Origin of the sequence: Streptomyces sp. NBC_01478 (genome assembly GCF_036227225.1) — a bacterium.
In the GTDB taxonomy this organism is placed as follows: Bacteria; Actinomycetota; Actinomycetes; order Streptomycetales; family Streptomycetaceae; genus Streptomyces.
The window spans coordinates 6,531,968-6,551,329 of the sequence record NZ_CP109444.1 but is presented as its reverse complement, the minus strand read 5'-3'; the positions used below and the strand labels follow the sequence as shown (position 1 = coordinate 6,551,329).

10 protein-coding genes, 1 tRNA gene and 1 pseudogene are annotated in these 19,362 nt (G+C 71.4%); 5 read left to right on the top strand and 7 right to left on the bottom strand.

Annotation, left to right across the window (positions count from 1 at the left end; translation table 11 throughout):
- Window positions 1–10: 10 nt before the first annotated feature.
- Window positions 11–1,915: an ABC transporter ATP-binding protein gene (locus OG223_RS29645; RefSeq protein WP_329255077.1), complete on the bottom strand. Its 1,905-nt coding sequence runs from the start codon at window positions 1,913–1,915 to the stop codon at window positions 11–13.
- 73 nt (window positions 1,916–1,988) lie between these two features.
- The gene (locus OG223_RS29640; protein ID WP_329255074.1) at window positions 1,989–2,879 is read right to left on the bottom strand and encodes a phosphotransferase; all 891 of its coding nucleotides are present in this window, start codon (window positions 2,877–2,879) and stop codon (window positions 1,989–1,991) included.
- A gap of 1,084 nt (window positions 2,880–3,963) precedes the next feature.
- Between OG223_RS29640 and OG223_RS29635 the strand changes: the two are divergent.
- Window positions 3,964–4,612: pseudogene (locus tag OG223_RS29635) on the top strand (transposase family protein); the annotation flags it as partial.
- A gap of 323 nt (window positions 4,613–4,935) precedes the next feature.
- On the opposite strand, the gene OG223_RS29630 reads toward OG223_RS29635, so the two are convergent.
- On the bottom strand, window positions 4,936–5,169 hold the full coding sequence (locus tag OG223_RS29630) for a hypothetical protein (protein ID WP_329255071.1): 234 nt from the start codon (window positions 5,167–5,169) through the stop codon (window positions 4,936–4,938).
- Between the two features lie 536 nt (window positions 5,170–5,705).
- Here OG223_RS29630 and OG223_RS29625 point away from each other — a divergent pair.
- Genes OG223_RS29625 through OG223_RS29610 form a run of 4 tightly spaced genes read left to right on the top strand, consistent with a single transcriptional unit; the run spans window position 5,706 to window position 12,228 of the window.
- Window positions 5,706–6,020 (top strand): SseB family protein, encoded by a 315-nt coding sequence (locus OG223_RS29625; RefSeq protein ID WP_329255068.1) that lies wholly within the window; start codon window positions 5,706–5,708, stop codon window positions 6,018–6,020.
- Between the two features lie 58 nt (window positions 6,021–6,078).
- The gene (locus OG223_RS29620; protein ID WP_329255066.1) at window positions 6,079–6,714 is read left to right on the top strand and encodes a hypothetical protein; all 636 of its coding nucleotides are present in this window, start codon (window positions 6,079–6,081) and stop codon (window positions 6,712–6,714) included.
- On the top strand, window positions 6,714–11,462 hold the full coding sequence (locus tag OG223_RS29615; RefSeq protein WP_329255063.1) for a putative T7SS-secreted protein: 4,749 nt from the start codon (window positions 6,714–6,716) through the stop codon (window positions 11,460–11,462). Before OG223_RS29620 ends, OG223_RS29615 begins: the two co-directional genes overlap by 1 nt.
- Window positions 11,463–11,469: 7 nt before the next feature.
- Window positions 11,470–12,228: a hypothetical protein gene (locus tag OG223_RS29610; RefSeq protein ID WP_329255060.1), complete on the top strand. Its 759-nt coding sequence runs from the start codon at window positions 11,470–11,472 to the stop codon at window positions 12,226–12,228.
- A 481-nt stretch (window positions 12,229–12,709) separates the two neighbouring features.
- Here the strand turns inward: OG223_RS29610 and OG223_RS29605 are convergent.
- The 4 genes from OG223_RS29605 to tmk form a co-directional block, all read right to left on the bottom strand.
- A tRNA-Thr gene (locus OG223_RS29605) sits at window positions 12,710–12,783 on the bottom strand.
- A gap of 106 nt (window positions 12,784–12,889) precedes the next feature.
- Entirely contained in the window at window positions 12,890–14,557 is a 1,668-nt protein-coding gene (locus tag OG223_RS29600; protein WP_329255057.1) for an alpha/beta hydrolase, read from the bottom strand.
- A 129-nt stretch (window positions 14,558–14,686) separates the two neighbouring features.
- Window positions 14,687–15,892 (bottom strand): DNA polymerase III subunit delta', encoded by a 1,206-nt coding sequence (locus tag OG223_RS29595; protein WP_329255052.1) that lies wholly within the window; start codon window positions 15,890–15,892, stop codon window positions 14,687–14,689.
- A gap of 142 nt (window positions 15,893–16,034) precedes the next feature.
- Window positions 16,035–19,295, bottom strand: coding sequence for a dTMP kinase (gene tmk / locus OG223_RS29590; protein ID WP_329255049.1), 3,261 nt, complete (start codon window positions 19,293–19,295; stop codon window positions 16,035–16,037).
- Window positions 19,296–19,362: the final 67 nt, after the last annotated feature.

The following is a 19,362-nucleotide window of genomic DNA, read 5'->3' as shown; positions in this document are numbered from 1 at the left end:
GACGGGTGGGTCATCGGTCGGTGGACAGGGTGAGGAGGTCGGCGAACAGACCGCCGCCGGCGGCGAGTTGGTCGAAGGTTCCCTGCTCGGCGATGCGGCCGTGGTCCATGACGAGGATCCGGTCGGCGATCTTGGTGTTGACGAGCTGGTGGGTCACGACGATCGTGATGCAGCCGCCGGAGAGTGCCTTGATCTGCCGGAGGATGGTGTGCTCGCCCCGGGCGTCCATCTCCGAGGTCGGCTCGTCCAGGATCAGCAGTCCCGCCCCTCGGTACAGGGCCCGCGCGCAGGCCAGGCGCTGCCACTGGCCACCGGACAGCTCGCTGCCGCCCCACACATCCCGGGCCAGCAGCGTGTCCAGCCCGGCCGGAAGCCGGTGGACGGCCTCGGTCAGGCCGACCGCGTCGATCGCCTCCCACACCAGCGCGTCGCCGTCCTCGCGGGGCTGGCCGAGGGTGACGTTGTCCCGCACGGACAACGGCCACTGCGCGAAGGACTGCGGCACCAGCCCGGACCGGACCCACAGGCTGTCGGGGTCGAGACGGGTGATGTCCTGGCCGTTCCAGGAGACCGTGCCCTTGTCGGCCAGGAAGATCCCGGCGAGCAGCCGGACCAGGGTGGACTTCCCCGACCCGTTCTCACCCACCAGAGCCAGGATCTCCCCCTGGCGCACCGTCAGCGACACCCCGGCCACAGCCGGGTCCTCCTTGCCCGGATACCGGTAGGCGGCCTCCTCCACCCTGATCTCGGCGACCGGCCCCACGACCGTCGACTCACCGCGTTTCGGGGCGTGTTGGTCGGCGTAGTCGAGGAAGGAGTCCATGTCGGCGAGGTAGAGCGACGTGTGGAACATGGCCGCGCCGTGGATGACGACCTGGGAGAGCGCGGCGAGGGTGGTCTGCACGGCGACGACCGCGGTCCCGGCGATCGCCGGCTCGATCCTCCCGGTGCTCACCAGCCACGCCAGCATCGCCCAGGTGGCGACGAGGAACGTCCCGCCGATCGCCGAGCCGGACAGGACGATCTTCAGCATCCGGGGTGCGGAGGCCAGGGTGCGGGCGTCGATCCGCTCCGAGATCGTCCGGTACCAGAAGTCGAGGTAGCCGGTCATGGTGTTGGCGCGGATCTCGTCGGTGAACTTCGCGCTGGTCGCCCAACCGCGCAAGTTCTGCCGCACGTTGCGGTCACCCACGTTCGCGTAGTGCGTCTCGTAGGTGACCCGGGCCTGCAGGACGGCTCCGACGCCGGCCGGGACCACGGCGAGCAGCAGCAGAGGCAGCAGCAGCGGGTGCAGCACCGTCAGCACCCCGCTCGCGGTGACCATACGGACGACGGCCGCGACCAGACGGGTGGCGTCCTGCACCATGAAGTGGCTGCGGACCACGCCCATCTCCGCGGCCTCCTGCCGGTCCGCACAACCGTCCTCGGCACGGGCGGCGGCCTCGATCCGGCACACCGCCGCCACCAGAGAGCTGTCGGCCTCCGTGGTCAGCACCGGCGTGATCCGCCCGTCGGCGTACGACGACAGTGCGCTCGCTACGCGGCTGGTGATGGCGGCCACCGTGATGACGAGCAGGGCGGGCAGGGCCTGGTGGAGGCGGTCGGGCACCGGGCCGGTGCCGAAGACCGCACGCATCGCGTGCGCGGTGGCCGTCAGTTGGACCGCGGCGCCGGCGCCGATGGCCAACTGGCAGCCGGCCAGCAACAGTACGGCCCGGCGGTCGATGACCCAGGCCATCCGCGCGGTACGCGCCAGCACCGACGGCAGCCGCCGCACCATCGCCGCGAACGCGGCCTCCTCCAGCGGGTTCTTGCTGTACTTGCCGCCGTAGCGCAGCTCGGCGGGCGGGGGCGGCGCGACCCGCCCCGCACCCACCGCCCCCGCGGGCGCCGTCGGCCGGGGAGCGGCGCTCACCAGGCACCTCCCTGCACGTCGCCCGGGCGGTGCACGAACGGCCTGCCGGACAGGACGGTCCTCGGGTCGGGCCTCACACGCTCACCTCGTTCCTGAGCCGGTCCAGTACCGTCCGGGCGGTCTCGCCGGTTTCCCGGTCCGCACGGGCCGGGCCCTCGGCCAGCGAGCGCACGGCGTGCAGGCCCGTCAGACAGTGCAGGGCCTGCCGCTCCTCGGCGCCCAGGGTGCGGCCGTAGCCGTCGAAGAACGCGGTGCGCACGCGCGGCCGATCGGCCCACAGCCCGTAGGCGAGGTGGACGAAGTCCACGACGACCGGGGCGAAGCGCGACCGGTCGAAGTCCTGGAGGGCCGGCCGTGACGTGCCCGACCACCGGAGCCCGGCTTCGATCCCGCGTCCGTGGATGAACCCGAGGGGCAACCGGTCCAGGACCCGCAGATGGTCGGCGAGCACCATGACGAACTTCCGGTCCTCCGCGGACAGTTGGTCACCGGCCGCCCCGATGTGGCGAGTCGACGCGTCGGCGAGACGGGACAGGAGCGCGGATGCCTCCCGGCGCGCGGCAGTGGTGGGCCGTCCGGCCTGGTGCAGCTCGGCGACGAGCATCCCGGCCCGCCAGTGGACCGTCTTCTGCGCGGCCTCCGTCAGCCGCGCCCGGGGCAGGGGCGTACCGGGCAGGGCGGTCAGGATCAGCGCCAGGTGCCGGGCGGAGGTGGCCACCAGACGCGGCGCGCTGCCGGGGCCGAGGGCGGGCACGGCATGCCGGTAGGCGAACGTCTCCCGGGTGAACGCCCCTGCTGACGGGGCGGTCTTGAGGTGGAAGCGCGCGTTGTCGGACCCGCGGACCAGACACCACACCGTGGTGGGCGCTGCGCCGGGTGGCAGAGGGCGTACGGCGGCGAGCGGGCCCAGGATGTTGTCCGCCCAGGCGCGGAGTGGCGCCGACAGGAGTTTCGGATCGGTCATGCCCCCCACCTCGGTGTCGGGCGTGAGATATCCGCGAGGGGCGACTGGGCGGCGTCGGCACCGACGGTCACGTGGGGGCGAGCGGTCGCCCTGGCGGCCTCGGGTCGTCCGGGGACAGGATGGGCGAAGACGGGGGCGGGGTGGTTCATGGATCCTCCTGAGATCGACCGGACGAACTTCTACCGGTGCCGGGCCGGAATGGCGCCGCCGGTATTCATCACCAACAGGGCGGCATGCAGGCCGGGTTGGGGATGACTGATGATGACCGGAACAACGAAGCGACTGCCGCTTTCGAACACGCGTGTTTGAGCCGCGTCCCCGCCCCACGATTGCGGGGCGCAGGTGACGCCCACCCCTGAATTGAGCGGTGCACGGGGGTGCCGATCGTGGCCGAATCGCCGCGACCCGTTATCTCGACGACTCACGAAACGTGACGGGGCCCCGAACTGGTCGGCCGCGCCTGGGGGTTGTCCTGTTACTCCTGGACGTGGAGACGTGGGGGCATGGGGGCATGGGGGCTGGCATGATGCCGGTCATGACCGCACACCGAAAGGCGAATGCCGCGTAGACGGCCTGGCGCGTTGCGCGCCGAACATCATGGTTCCCGCGTCTGGGAGGATCCGCCGCCGGCACGGATCCACGGGCTCTCGGCCCGCACCAGCCTGGCGATACATCGGGTAGAGGGTCTCTCGGGCGACTACTACGTCTGTCCCGGCGTCACTGATCGCGCCCTGCGGCGGTATGCAGCGTTCCTCGAACCACCGGGGCGCCGGCCGCTCTACCCGCAGGACGCGGAGTGCTCATGCCTCGACTGCTCCTTCGACGACGTGAGACACGCCCGCGACGTGTTGGAGGAAGTCCTGCGACAGTTGCCTCCGCTGGCTCGCGCCGAACTGAAGCGCCGAGTGTTTTCCCTGGACACCGTGTACCGCGTCCGCACTCTGCCTGATCCATTTGCCGATGGCCGGCAGTGGCGGCCCGACCTCTGGTGGCGCCGCTGCCTCGCGGGAGGCAGAGGGGCTGGCTGAAGGCCGCGATCCACAACCGCGGTGGAGTGATCACGACGTGGCTGGTGTGGTTGCGGCGTCGGGGACGTCCTGGACAGCCGCCGCTGGAGGACCGGGTGCTGCTGGTCGCCGCGTAGTGGCGCACGAGCCTGACGATGCGCCGACTCGCGCGGCTGTTCGGGATCTCCGAGTCCGCGGCCTACCGCATCATCGACCACCTCGGGCCACCGCTCGCGCTCCGGCTCCGTAGACGGTTCCGCAAGGGCATGGTGCTCATCGTGGACGGCGCCCTCGTCCCCACCCGCGACCACACGATCGCCGAACAGTCCAAAAACTACCGGCCCTCCACCAACCACCAGGTCGTCATCGATGCCGACACCCGTCTGATCGTCGTGGTCGGCAGCCCCCTGCCCTGCAACCGCCACGACTGCAAGGCGTGGGGGATCCGCTGCGAAGGCCGCCGTGGCCAAGTCCCTGACGATGGCCGACGGCGGCCATCCGGGCACCGGGCCTCATGCCCCACCGCCACACCCCGGGCGAGGAGTTGTCCGACTGGAAGCGGAAGCACAACCGCCCGCACAAACTGGTCCGCGCCCGCGTGCAGCACGTCTTCGCCCGCATGCAGCCTTGAAGATCCTCCGCGACTGTCGGCTCAAGGGCGACGGTGTCCACCAGGCCCGGAAGCAAGGCCACGCAAAAGCAAAAGCCCCAGGTCACGGCGAGTGAGTCCTGAGGCTTCCACAGAGCCGCCTTCGGGATTCGAACCCGAGACCTACGCATTACGAGACCACGAGCGAGCGTGTTTCCTGGTGTCTCACTGTGCTACCCGGTGACGTTTTCCTGATCAGAGCACGTGCAACAGGTTGGTCGATGCCTCCCCGTGATGCACCAGGCGTCTGTCCACCGGCTGTCCACCGGACGGGGTCGCGCCCACGTCGCAAGGGCCGGGCAGCCGACCATCGGGGGCTACCGACCCGCACCGTAGTTCAGCGCAAAGGCTCTTGTCGGCAACTGCCAACCCACCCCAGCGTGGCCATATCGCTTGGCCATCACGACGGACCACCCGACTCACCGGAGTCCTGACCGTACTCCCACGCCGAGACCTCGACCGTCAGCCGACCACCGTCCTCACTCACCATGATCAAAGCCACGACCGGCATCGTTGCAGCCACGTCCACCCCATTCCGCGCAGCCCGGTATCGCGCCTCCTCCTCGGCTCGTTCCATGTCGTGCACCAGCGTCGACTCCCTTGCAAACGCGGACAGTTGACCGATGCTTTGCATGTTGCTGATCCGATGGACGTTGCCTGCATCAGTCCGCGTGTGTGAGCATGACACTTTGTTCACTGGTCGAAAGTATCCGCAGTCGAACAAGACATTTCCGGTTGGGGGAAGGCGCTGTGGGCGGCGGGGAGCCGACGGAATCGGCGGGGGCAACGAACGAGACCGAGACCCAGTCGCCCAGGTCGGCACTTGCGGACATCGCGGAACAGACCCTTCTGTACGCGGGCCACGCGTCAGCGCCTCCTGTCGAGGCCCTCCCTGCACCACGACCACCCTCGGCCAGCAGCAAGTTCGCCATCGCGAAGTCAACCTCAGTGGTGACAACCACGGCGACCGGCACGGTACCGGCCGGTCCGGAATCCACACCCGCAGCCGCAGCCGCAGCCGCAGCCGCACCGCAGGCTGCTCGGTCAGAGGTACCGCCCTCTCCCGAACAGGCCACGCGACTCCGCGCACACCGACGCGAAGTCACGGCGAGAATCGGCGAGTTCCGTCGCCGCCGCGTCCTCGTCCCGTACGGGGAGAACGGCGCCGTCTTGACGGTGGAGATGCACGGAGCGCGGTGGCTGCTCGCGTTCACCGACGAGGCCGCGCTCGCGAGGTACGCGAGAGCGCGCGGGGAGAGCAACCGGCCGTGGCGGTACCGAGCGGTGTGGGGCGCCGCGGTGCTGGACGCCGGTGTACCGGCGGTGGCCGAGGCCGGGCTGCCGTGCGGGGTGCTGGTGGACGCCGGAGACGGCGAGAGGGGACTGGTGCTGCCGCCAGTGGTCGGAATCGTGCCGGAGTCGGTCGCCGTGGACCGGCCGGACATTGACGGTGGAGCACCGGAAGCGGAACCGGAACACGTATGAGTGGCGTGTGGGGCATGGACTCGGGTGCCGAGGCCGGACGACCGACGGGGGGACGGTAATGACGACGCCGGACGGGGGCGAACAGCCGGATCTGCGGGTGCAGGGGCTGGAGTTGATCGCGGAGGGCGTCAACAAGGCTCTGAGCGAGCTGGATTCGCTGGGGACGATGAAGGGATGGGCCGGCGCGGGCCGCGGTTTCACCAGCCTGGAGATGGACGGCAAGGACGTCGGCGACGACCAACTGGGCGCGATGCTGCACACCTTCTGCGAGCGGTGGCAATGGGGAGTGCGCGGGCTGATGGACGAGGGCAACGCCTTCGCGGAGGCGATGGGGCTCTCGGCCGGCACCTTCCACCAGACGGACGAGTACGTGAGGGGATCGCTGAAGGTCGCCTACAACTCCGTCGTCGGAGATCCCTTCGCCGCCAACGACAAGGTGGCGCAGGAAAGCCTGGACCAGATCAACCATGCCGCGCTGACGACGGGTTACGGCGAGAAGGACCGCGACAACCTGGTGCACTCCGCGAAGGAGACGGGCAAGGGGATGCTCTGGGACGTCGCGACGACCGAGGGCATACCGGGCGACCCGGTCACATCGGCCGTCACGGGCATCGCCGGGGTGGATGACCAGGCACGCGACGCCGACCTGGAGAAGCTGCTGGGGCCGCGGCCACAGGGCGGGGACGGCGGCTGATGTCGCTCACGGACGGGTTCAAGAGCGGGTTCAACAGTGTCACGGGGGCACTCAAGTCCGGGTACGACGACGCCAAGCGGACGGCGGGCCACTACATCGACGAGGGCGCCCATGGTGTGGGCGACGCGCTCGACTACGTCGGTGCGCACGACGCGGCCGACAAAGTCGACGACTGGGGTGACAACACCGCGTCCACAATGGGCGCGCACGTCGACGAGCAGCAACTGGGCGAGACCGAGGACCCCAAGGAACTCATCCACGGCAACCCGTCGATGCTCCGCGAGAACGCGGGGCATTTCCAGCACTTCGCGCAGGCTTTCGGCGCCGTGGCGACGGGCATGCGGAACCTCGACTCGTCGGGCTGGAAGGGCGAGGCCGCCGACACCTTCCGGCAGAAATTCGCGACGCACTCGGTCAAATGGAGCCAGGCCGCCGAGGCGTGCGGGGAGGCTGCCTCGGCCCTGGAGAACTTCGCGCACACGGTGGAATGGGCGCAGGCCCAGGCGCAGGAGGCCGTGGCGCGGTATCGCGAGGGAAAGGCTGCCTCGAACACCCACCGGCAGAAGGTGGAGACGTACAACCGCGCTGTCGAGCTGGGCAAGGAGGCCCCGGGTCCGAAGCCCTCGGAGCAGGACCCCGGCGACGAGGTCAAGCACGCGGCCGAGCAGATCCTGGCCGCTGCTCGGCGGCAGCGCACCCGCCTGGCCGCGGAGGCCGCCGACCGCATCAGGCTCGCCCTGCAGCACGCCCCCAGTGAGCCGTCGGCCCTGAGCCAGCTCAAACTCGACGGTGTCGACGCCTGGGATGCCGCCAAGACGGAGGACATGCGTTTCTTCGGCGGTTTCATGCGCGGGCTCGGCGACCTGAACAACCTGGCCCGCAACGCGAACCCGCTCGATCCGTACGCGATCACGCATCCGTACGAAGCGCTCCAGGCCAAGCTGGACCTCCTCGGCGGCGCCGTCAACCTCGTCACCCACCCCACCCAGACCGCCGACAACCTCTGGAACTCCTTCCTCCAGGACCCCGGCGGGGTCGGTGGCGAACTCGCTCCCCAGTTCCTCATCCCGGAGGCGGGGGCCGAGGAGGCCGCTGTCGACGGCGCCCGGCTCGCGGAAAACGGGGCGAAGGGGGCCGAGGACGTCGCGCGGGCGCGCAAGCCGATCGACGACGCCCCGGACGGTGCTCACAGCACCCCGGACGGCGAGCGCAACGCCGGCGGCGACCCGGTGGACCTCGCCACGGGCCGGATGTACCTGCCCCAGACCGACGTCGAACTCCCCGGTGTCCTGCCGCTGGTCTTCACCCGCCGCACCGAGTCCGGTTGCGCGGTCGGCCGCTTCCTGGGGTCCGCCTGGACATCCACCGTCGACGAACATCTGCAGATCGACGCCATCGGCGTCGTCCACGTCACCGCCGACGGCCTCCTGATCCCGTACCCGCACCCGGCCCCCGGCGCGCCCACCACGCCGGAATCGGGCAGGGCCCGCACCCTGCTGGCCCGCGACGCCGACGGTGACTACACGGTCACCGACCCGGACAGCGGTCTCACCTTCCACTTCACCGCCCCGTCCGGCAGCGAACCGGGAGGCGACGGCGAGGCCTGGCTGTCGGGCATCACCGAACGCAACGGCCACACGATCACCGTCGACCGCGGCGAAGACGGCCTGCCACTGGCCCTGGTCCACTCGGCGGGCCACCAGGTGAAGCTGTCCGTCACCGACGGCCTGGTCACCGCCCTGTCCCTGGCCGGCGCGGGCGAGGGCGGCGCGGATCTGCCCCTGATGAGCTACGGCTATCAGGACGGCAACCTCACGACGGTCACCAAGCCGTCAGGTGCCACCACCACCTTCGTCTACGACGACCGCCGCCGCGTCATCGCCTGGATCGACTCCAACGCGAGCCGCTACGACTACGTCTACGACGACCACGACCGCGTGGTGGCGGAGGGCGGCGAGGCCGGCCACGTCCAGATCGCCCTGGCCTACACCGAACCCGACCCGGAGACAGGCCACCGCACGACCACGCTCACCACCGCCGAGGGGCACGCGACCCGCTACCTGTTCGGCCCCGGCTGCCGTCTCCTGGCCGTCACCGACCCGCTCGGCCACACCACCCGGTTCACCCACGACCGGCGCGGCAACCTCCTGACCCGCACCGACCCGCTGGGCCTCACTACCACCCTCTCCTACGACGAGCACGGTCGGTTCGTCTCCGCCACCCGCCCCGACGGAAGCGAACTGCGCACCGTGCGCGGCCCGTTCGGCCTGCCGGTGGAGGTCATAGGGCCGGACGGCGCCAGCACGTTCCACGAGTTCGACGAACGCGGCAACCGCACGGCGGTCACCGACCAGGCCGGCTTGACCACCCGTTACACCTACGACCACGCCGGCCGGCTCACCTCGCTCACCGACGCCCTCGGCGCCACGACACGCGTGGTGTGCGACGCGGCAGGGCTGCCCGTGGAGGTGACCGACCCGGCCGGCGCCACCACCCGCACGGAGCGCGACGCCCTCGGCCGCCCGGTCCGCATCGCCGACCCGACGGGAGAGGTCACCCGCCTGGCATGGGACGCCGACGGACAACTCGCCCGCCGCACGGGCCCCGACGGCGCGACGGAGTCGTGGACCTACGACGGCGAGGGCAACCCGCTCACCCACACCGACGCGTCCGGCGGCGTCTCCCGCTTCGAGTACACCCACTTCGACCTGCCCCTCGCCCGCACCCGACCCGACGGCGCCCGCTACGAGTTCGAGCACGACGCCGAGCTGCGCCTCACCCGGGTCATCAACCCGCAAGGGCTGGCCTGGACCTACGAGTACGACGCCGCCGGCGACGTCGTCTCCGAGACCGACTTCGACGGCCGCACCCTCGCCTACCGCGTGGACGCCGCGGGCCGGCTCGCCGCCCGCGTCGACGCGCTCGGCGGGACCATCGCGTTCGAACGCGACCAGCTCGGCCAGGTGGTCCGCAAGGACGTCGACGGCCACGTGACGAACTACGTCTACGACAGGGCAGGACGCCTGGTCGAGGCCGCCGGACCGGACAGCGAACTCCGGTACCAGTACGACCGTCGCGGACTCACCAAGGCGGAACTGGTCGACGGCCGCGCCATCCTCTACGCCTACGACGTCCTGGGCCGCCGCACGCGCCGCACCACGCCCACCGGTCACGTCACCTCCTACTCCTACGGCGCCGATGGACTACCCGACCGCCTGACCAGCGGCGATCACCGGATCGACTTCACACACGACGCCGCCGGCCGGGAGCTCGCCCGCGTCTTCGGCGACGCGATCACCATGACCTCGGCCTGGGACGAAGCCGGACGGCTCGCCACGCAGCAGATCACCGCCGGGGGCCGCGACGTCAACAGCCGCGCCTACTCCTACCGCGCCGATGGCCGACTGACCTCTGTCGTGGACCGACTGTCGGGCTCCCGCACCTTCGATCTCGACCGCGTGGGCCGAGTCACCGCCGTCCACGCCCAGGGCTGGACGGAGCGGTACGCCTACGACGACGCCGGCAACCAGACCTCGGCGTCCTGGCCCTACGGCCACCCCGGCCGCGAGGCCACCGGATCGCGCGCCTACACCGGCACCACCCTCACCCGCGCCGGAGACGTCCGCTTCGAGCACGACGCCCTCGGCCGGGTCGTCCTGCGGCAGAAGACCCGCCTCTCCCGCAAGCCGGACACCTGGCACTACACATGGGACACGGAGAACCGCCTCACCTCCGTGACCACCCCCGACGGGACCCGGTGGAGATACCGCTACGACCCGCTCGGCCGCCGCACCGCGAAACAGCGCCTGGCGGCCGACGGCGAGAGCGTGGTCGAGGAGATCCGGTTCACCTGGGACGGCCTGACCCTGTGCGAACAGACCAGCCACCAGCCGGATGTCCCGCACGCAGTCGCCCTCACCTGGGACCACCGTGACGTCGTCCCCCTGGCCCAGACCGAGCGCATCCTCACGGCCGACGACCGCCAGGAGGAGATCGACCGGCGGTTCTTCGCCATCGCCACGGACCTCGTCGGCACACCGACCGAACTCATCGACGAGACGGGCGACATCGCCTGGCGCACCCGGAGCACACTCTGGGGCACCACGGCCTGGTCCCGTGACGCCGGCGCATACACCCCACTGCGTTTCCCCGGCCAGTACTACGACCCCGAGACCGGCCTCCACTACAACTGCTTCCGCCACTACGACCCCGAGACCGGTCGCTACATCTCGCCGGATCCGCTCGGCCTGGCTCCCGCCCCGAATCCCCTCGCGTACGTGGACAACCCGCACAGCGGGTGCGACCCGCTGGGCCTGATGCCCAACTACACGAAGGAGGAAAAGGCGCGGAAGCGGGTCGACAAGATCGTGGACGACGTCCTCGCGAGGGCACAGAACGGCGAGTTGAAGAAACACGCCGACTACCACGGGGACACCGGCCACGGCTTCACCGACGAACGGGTCCTGGAGATCCTGAAGAACCCCGATGCCGTCTACCAGTCATCGGGCCAGGCAGGAAACCTCATCTTCCGGAAGGACAATGACATTGCCGTGATCTACGGGCCCGGCCCCAAGCAAGGCCAGGCCATCACGGCGTACGGAGACTCGGGTATCAAGGGTGAATCCGGTTGGAAGGCGCTCGGCGGCAGTCCGTCGGACCCGGGCAAGCCGGTTACCCACGAGGACATCGTGGAGGGCAGGATCCCCGGCAAGTTCGGCAACCTGGCCCCGGGCGTGCAGATCAGATGAGGCAGGAATGACCACGAAACTGTCGTTCGACGGCGACTGGCACGCAACGGTGACGGACGATCCGCTGCACATCACCCCCCGCTTCGAAGGCGACTCTGTGCGCGTCACTGACTACGCGGACGTGATGGAGCGTGAGCGGTTCATCACGAACACCTTCGGTAGCCAACACTGGCTGTGGGACACGCCCGACGTCTTCCGGTTCGCCCCGGACAGCCGGAAACTGGTCGGGGCCGAACTCCAGATGCCGTACGTGTCCGCCGCCGCCGAGACCACCACCCGCCTTCCCGTCATGCCCGCCGTACGCCCGGGCGGGCTCCGCGCGGACGAGGTCCGGGACTTCCGGCATGAGACGTGCACGGTGCTGTGCCGCGCCCCCGGGGACGCCGTACTGATCAGTCTGCGCGACCTGGACGTCCTCGACGAGCCACTGGAGGCCGGCATCGGCATCGCCCCCGACGTGACGCTCCTCGTCCAGCACGGCACCGTCGTCGGCTGGAGCCTCACCGACCCCGCGCGATACCTGACCACCGCGTACGCCGAACCCGACCCCAACCCGCCGTCGCCTGCCACCCGTCGGCTGCTCACAGAGTGCCTGGACCTGGTCACCACGCCGTTGGTCGACGACCTCGTGGACGGCGAACCGCCCGCCCTGGCCCGGCTCCGGGCCGCCGACGAGTCCCTGCGCAACCAGCGCGAGGACCGACACCGGGCCGACGCGCTGCTCGCGCTGATCACCACACTGGTCGAGGACTACGGGAACTGGTGACGGTCGGGCGGCCACATGACTCCGGCGGAGCAGATCCACAGCCCCGGTGCCGGCGACGGACCTGAGCCGTCGCAATCCAAGGTCGTCCTTGGACATCAGTCCCTCCGAGACGAGGAAACGTTCGACATCCGCCTCACTCCCGATGACTGTCAGTCCGTCACCGTCGCTGAAGCTGAATCTCGTTGTCCATCCGGCTGATTCTTCACCAGCCGCCGTATCGGCCCGCCCATTTTATGGAAACCCCCAACAGCATCGCTGCCGACAGCCCGAGGGACCCGGACCCGGACCCGCACCCCCTTCACCTCCGGCGCGACAGGCCAATCCACTTGAGCGCACTCGACCACCGCTCTGCACGCCCACTGCACGCGTGTCCACCGGCGGCCCTCAGCGACGGTTCTCGGACTGGGCCGTCACAGCGACACAAGGCAATAGAAAAGCAAAAGCCCCAGGTCACGGCGAGTGAGTCCTGAGGCTTCCACAGAGCCGCCTTCGGGATTCGAACCCGAGACCTACGCATTACGAGTGCGTTGCTCTGGCCATCTGAGCTAAGGCGGCGCGCTGTCCACACCATGGTGCGATCAGCAACGTCGGAAAGTCTACACAGTTTCCGGGGGTGCTCCGTACACCCCCCAGCCGCACCCCCGCACCGGCCCGCCCGGAGCTACGAGCAGCGCTTCCCCTCCCCCGGCGCGGTCCCGCGGAGCAGATACGCGTCGATCGTGGAGTCGATGCACCTGCTGCCGCGCCCGTACGCGGTATGGCCGTCGCCGACGTACGTCAGCAGGCGGGCCGAGGAGAGCTGGCGGGACAGGGACTGGGCCCAGCGGTACGGCGTCGCCGGGTCGCGGGTGGTGCCGACGACCACGATCGGGGCGGCGCCCTTCGCCTCGATGCGGTGGGGTTCGCCCGTGGCCCTGACCGGCCAGTACGCGCAGCTCAGGGAGGCCCAGCCGAGGCCCTCGCCGAAGACCGGGGACGCCTTCTCGAACGTGGGGAGCGCCCGCTCGACCTGGTCGGCGGTCGAGAACGCGGCCGGGAGGTCGAGGCAGTTCACGGCGGCGTTGGCGAACATCAGGTTCGAGTAGCGGCCGTCGGCGTCCCGCTCGTAGTAGCTGTCGGAGAGGACGAGCAGGCCCGCGCCGTCGTTCTCCTTCATCGCCGACGTGAGCGCCTCGCGCAACTGCGGCCAGGCCGCCTCGTCGTACATCGCCGCGATCACGCCGGTGGTGGCGAGCGCCTCGCCGAGCTTGCGGCCGTCCGCGTCGCCGGTGGGGATCGGGTGCGCGTCGAGCTTGCGGAAGAAGGCCTTGAGGTTCGTCCCGACCTTCGCGGGCGTTGTGCCCTTGCCGCCGAGCGGGCAGTCGGTCTGCCGTACGCAGTCCTTCGCGAAGGACTGGAACGCCGTCTCGAAGCCCGCCGTCTGGTCGAGGTTCATCCGGCGCGCGGGCAGGGACGGGTCCATCGCGCCGTCGAGGACGACCCGCCCGACCCGGTCGGGGAACAGCCCCGCGTACGTCGCCCCGAGGAACGTGCCGTACGACGCCCCGACGTACGTCAGCTTCCGGTCCCCCAGCACCGCCCGCAGGAGGTCCATGTCCCGGGCCGCCTCGACCGTGGAGACATGGCGCAGCAGGTCGGGCGAGTGTGCGCCGCAGCCCTCCGCGAACTTCTTGTACTCGGCCACGAGTTCGGTGGTCTCGCGCCGGTCGTCGGGGGTGGTGTCGGTCTGCGTGAACGCGTCCATGGCCCGCCCGCCGAGGCACTCGACGGGTTCGCTGCGGGCGACGCCCCGGGGGTCCATCGCGACCATGTCGTAGCGGGCGCGGACCTCGGCGGGGTAGCCGATCCCGGCGTACTGCTGGAGATAGCCGACCGCCGAACCGCCCGGCCCGCCCGGGTTCACCATCAGTGAACCGAGCGGCTTGCCCTTGCCGGTGGCCTTCTTGCGGGCGACCGCGAGCCGGATGCTCCCCGCGCCGGGCTTGGCGTAGTCCAGCGGCGCCTTCATCGTGGCGCACTCGAAACCGGGGACACCGCACGTGTGCCAACTGAGCTTCTGCCCGTAGTACGACGTCAGCGCGGCCGGCGTCGACCGCGGCAGCGGGGCCAGCGCCACGTCCGCCGCCGGAATCGTCGCCGTCGTGGAACTCCCCGGGGAACACGCGGACACGAGCAGCGCGGCGACGGTGACGGCAACGGCGAGCAGCGCGCCACTGGTCCGACGACTGCCGTGGCTGCGGCTGCGGCGACCTCGACGGGACTCGGCCTCGCTGGGCTGACTCGGCTGGCTGCTCCGGCTGGGCCGGCGAAGGGGGCGCCTGATCTGCATCGGACGAGAGTAACGCTGAGCGATCACTTGAATGCGCAGCGTGCGTGATCCACCCCAGACGAGTTACGCCGTCAATCTCACGCCCGAAAGTTCAGCCCCCTCAGCCCCCGCTCGGCCCGCGCAGCCGGCTCAGCCCGCTCTGAGCGCCAAGGTCATCGCCTCCACCGCCAGCAACGGCGCCACATTCCGGTCGAGCGCCACTCTGCACGCACCGATCGCTTCGATGCGGCGCAGCGTGGACTCCGGGGAACCGGCGCGCGAGAGCCGCTCCAGTGCGTCCTCGGCGTCCGCGTTGGCGATCGCCACCCGGGAGCCGAGCTGGAGGGCGAGGACATCGCGGTAGAACGCGGTGAGGTCGGTCAGCGCGAGGTCGAGGCTGTCGCGCTGTGTACGCGTTCTCCGGCGCTTCTGCTTGTCCTCCAGGTCCTTCATCACCCCGGCCGTGCCTCGCGGCATCCGGCTGCCCTGGCCGCCGCCCATCGCCGCCTTCATCTCCTCGGTCTCCTTGTCGTCCACCTCCTCGGCCAGTTGCTTCGCGTCCTCGGCAGCGGCGTCCACCAGCTCCTGGGCGGCCTTGAGACACCCGCCGACGTCCTCGACGCGCAGCGGCAGCTTCAGTACGGCGGCCCGGCGCTCACGCGCGGCCGGGTCCGTCGCCAGCCGTCGGGCCCGGTCGACATGGCCCTGGGTGGCACGTGCGGCGGCCGCCGCCACGGCCGGCTCGACACCCTCCCGCCGCACGAGCAGGTCGGCGATGGCGTCCACCGAAGGGGTGCTCAGGTTCAGGTGGCGGCAGCGGGAGCGGATCGTGGGGAGGACGTCCTCGATCGAGGGGGCGCAGAGGAGCCAGACCGTGCGGGGGGCGGGCTCCTCGACGGCCTTGAGGACCGCGTTGGCCGACTTCTCGTTCAACCGCTCGGCGTCCTCGACGAGGATGATCTGCCAGCGGCCGGTCGCCGGCGACGTGAAGGACTTGCGGACCGTGTCCCGCATGTCGTCGGCGAGGATCTGCGTGCCCACCGCGGCGACCGTGGTGACGTCGGCGTGGGTGCCGATCAGCGCCGTATGACAGCCGTCGCAGAAGCCGCAGCCGGGGCTGCCGCCGAGCGCGCGGTCGGGGCTGACGCACTGGAGCGCGGCGGCGAAGGCCCGCGCCGCCTGGTTGCGTCCCGCGCCGGGCGGGCCCGTGAACAGCCAGGCGTGCGTCATCTTCGACGCCTCCGGCGGGGCCGTGCCGGTGGTCGCCGCGGTGACGAAGGCGTCGGCGTCCCGAGCAGCGGCGTCGAGCTGCTCGCTCACCTTCTCCTGGCCCACCAGGTCATCCCACACCGTCATGGGTCACCGGCCCTTTCGTCACACATCGGGTTACGCGATCCATTGTGCGGGCCACCACTGACAACGGAGGTCGGGGCGGGGCGCGGAGGCCGGTCCGGGGGCGCGGAGCGCGCGTCACCGCACCCCGCTGCCCTCAGCGGCGTCAGCCCCTACGGCCCCGACCGCGCCCCCGCCCAGGCCCACGCCCGGTGTCGTCGTCCCGGTCGAAGTCGCCGTCCTCGCGCGGACCGAGCAGCTCGTCGGCGAGCGAGGGCAGGTCGTCGAGGGGGGTCTCCTCGGCCCAGTCGGGGCGCGGCCGGCGCCGGGGTGTGCCCTGTTCGTCGACCTGGGGGAGCTCGCGTGTGCGGTCCTCGCCTCCGTCGGGCCGGCCGGACGGACGCTCGTCCCGGAAGAAGCCCGTGGGCACCCGGTCCGACGGGCCCTGCCCACGCACCGGCGGCAGCACAGCGGTCTCGTCCGCCGCACCGACCGGCGGCAGCACGGCCGTCTCGTCGGCGGCACCGGACGGCACGGGCGGCAGTACGGCCGTCTCGTCCGCGGCACCCGCGGGAGCGGGCGGCTGCGGCAGCTCGGCCGTCGTCTCGGAGTCGCGCGCCTCGGGGTCCCCGGACACCGACCGCAGCACGGCCGTCTCGTCCCCGGCACCGGACCGCACCGGCCGCAGCACGGCCGTGTCCTCCGCCGATCGCCCACCCGCGGGCTTCACCAGCGGTGTCTCCACAGTCGACGCCTCGGGCCTGGCCTCCGGAGCGGCCGGGACCACGGGTGCCGTCGGCTGTCGGGCGGCCAGTTCCGCCGCGGCGGCCGCCTCCGCCGCCAGGCGGCGGGCCTCCTCGGCCGCGAGCAGGGCCGCCTCGGCCTTGCGCTGCTTCTCCCGGCGGCGCTCCTCCGCCTCGGCGCGCAGCCGGGCCTCGTCCTCGGCCTGCTTGCGCAAGCGATCTGCCTCGGCCCTGCGGCGGGCCTCCTCTGCGGCGCGGGCCTCTTCCTCGGCGAGAAGGCGGGCCTTCTCCTCCTCGGCACGCCTGCGTGCGTCCTCGGCGCGCTGCCGGGCCTCCTCCGCCTGGCGCTCGGCCTCGCGGCGCTGGGCCTCCTCCAGCTCGCGCCGCTTGCGCTCCTCCTCCTCGGCGCGCAACTGGGCGAGCTGCTCCTGGCGCTCGCGCTCGAGGCGCTCCTCCTCGGCCTTGCGCGCGGCCTCTTCCTCGGCCTTGCGGCGGGCCTCCTCCTCGGCGGCCTTGCGCGCCTCCTCCTGGGCCTTGATCTCGGCCTCGGAGAGCGGCAGGACCGTGTCGAGGCGGTGCCTGATCACCGTGGTGACGGCCTCGGGCTCCTGGCCCGCGTCCACCACCAGGTAACGGCTCGGGTCGGCCGCGGCCAGGGTCAGGAAACCGGACCGTACGCGCGCGTGGAACTCGGCGGGCTCCGACTCCAGTCGGTCGGGCGCCTCCGTGAACCGCTCGCGTGCGGTCTCCGGGTCGACGTCCAGCAGGACGGTCATGTGCGGGACGAGTCCGTCGGTCGCCCACCGGTTGATCCGGGCGATCTCGGTCGGGGAGAGGTCACGGCCCGCGCCCTGATAGGCGACGGACGAGTCGATGTAGCGGTCGGAGACGACGACCGCGCCGCGCTCCAGGGCGGGCCGTACGACGGTGTCGACGTGCTCCGCGCGGTCGGCCGCGTACAGCAGGGCCTCCGCGCGGTGGGACAGTCCCGCCGACGACACGTCGAGCAGGATCGACCGCAGCCGCTTGCCGACCGGTGTCGCCCCGGGCTCCCGGGTGAGCACGACCTCGTGTCCCTTGCCCCTGATCCAATCGGCGAGGGCCTCGGCCTGGGTGGACTTCCCGGCGCCGTCGCCGCCTTCCAGGGCGATGAAGAAGCCGGTGGTCGCGGGCACGGTGTCGGGGTCGTCGCCGCCGAGCAGCGCGTCCCGCAGGTCGTGCCGCAGCGGTACTCCGGAGCGGTCGTCGACCTTGGCAAGGACCAGCGCGGCGACCGGCAGCAGCAGCGCGCCGACCAGCATCAGCGTGAACGCGGCACCGCCGTGCGCGAACACGAACTTGCCGTTCTCCAGGCGGTGCGGGCCGATCAGCGCCGCCACCAGGGGGGCGATCAGCGCGCCGAGCGCCACGGAGACCCGTACGACCGCGTGCAGGTGCTCGGCCGTGCGGGCCCTGCGGTAGTCCTCGGCCTCCTGGTCGAGCAGGGTGTGCCCGGTGTTGGCCGCCACGCCCGCGCCGATGCCGGCCAGGGCGACGATCAGCAGCACGGTGGTGACGTCCGGGACCAGGCCGGCGGCGAGCAGCGCGATGCCGGTGAAGGCGATCGCCAGCGTCAGCAGGCGGCGCCGCGACAGCGTCGGCAGCAGCGCGGGCGCCGTACGGATGCCGATGACGACCCCGCCGGTCAGTCCGAGGACGAGCAGCCCGAAGGTCACCGGCCCGCCGTGCAGATCGGTGGCCTGGAGCACGGACACCGCGACGGCGGCGGAGATCGCCCCGGCGACGGCCGCGCAGGCCACCACGAGCAGCGCGATCGCGCCCGTACGGCCCTTGTCGACGCCGGTGCCGGTCCTGGGGCGGCGCAGCCCTTCGAGCGGTGACCGCGCGCGCGGGGTACGCGTTCCGGGCACTTCCAGGGCGGTCAGCACGGAGAGGGACGCGGCGAACAGTCCGGCGGCGACGTACGAACCGAGCGCGGCCTGGTGCTGGTCGAACCAGGCGACGCCCGTGCCCAGCAGGTTGTTGAGCAGGGCCGCCACGACGAGGGCGGCGGCCGCGACGGGGATCGCCACGAAGCTCGTGCGCAGCGACAGCCGGCGAAGGGCGTCCAGGTGGTCGGGCAGCGGCCGGACCGTGGCGCCCTCCAGCGGCGGGGCGGGCAGCAGGGCGGGCCCCGCGCTCTCGCGGCACACCGTCCAGAAGCGCTCGGCGACCCCGGTCACGAAGGCGGTCACCAGGAGCACGGCCAGCGCGTTGTCCGGAGTCCAGTCGATCCACAGCGGGGCGACGATCAGCAGCGCGGCCCGCAGACCGTCCGCGCCGACCATGGTCCAGCGCCGGTCGAGGGGCCCCTCCTTGGAGATGAGCGAACTGAGCGGGCCGAGCAGCACCGCCCCGAAGAGCAGCGTCGCCAGGACGCGCACCCCGAAGACGGTCGCCACCGCGAACGCCACGCCCCGGTAGCCACCGCCGAAGGAGCCCTGGAAGATCGCCGCCTGGAAGGCGAGCACGACCAGGACCAGCAGGGCGAGGGTGTCGCCGACCCCCGTCACGAACTGCGCGCTCCACAACCGCTTGAGCTGCGGCTGGCGCAGCAGGGCGCGGACGGCACGCTCGCGGGAGTCCGCGACAAGGGCGTCGTCGGGGGCCGGCTGGTGGGCCGTTGGCTGCTCGGCTGGCGTCATGCTTTCAGCCTATCGGCAGCCACCGACAACAAGCCGCGCCCGCCCGGACCTGCGCACGCCCCGACAC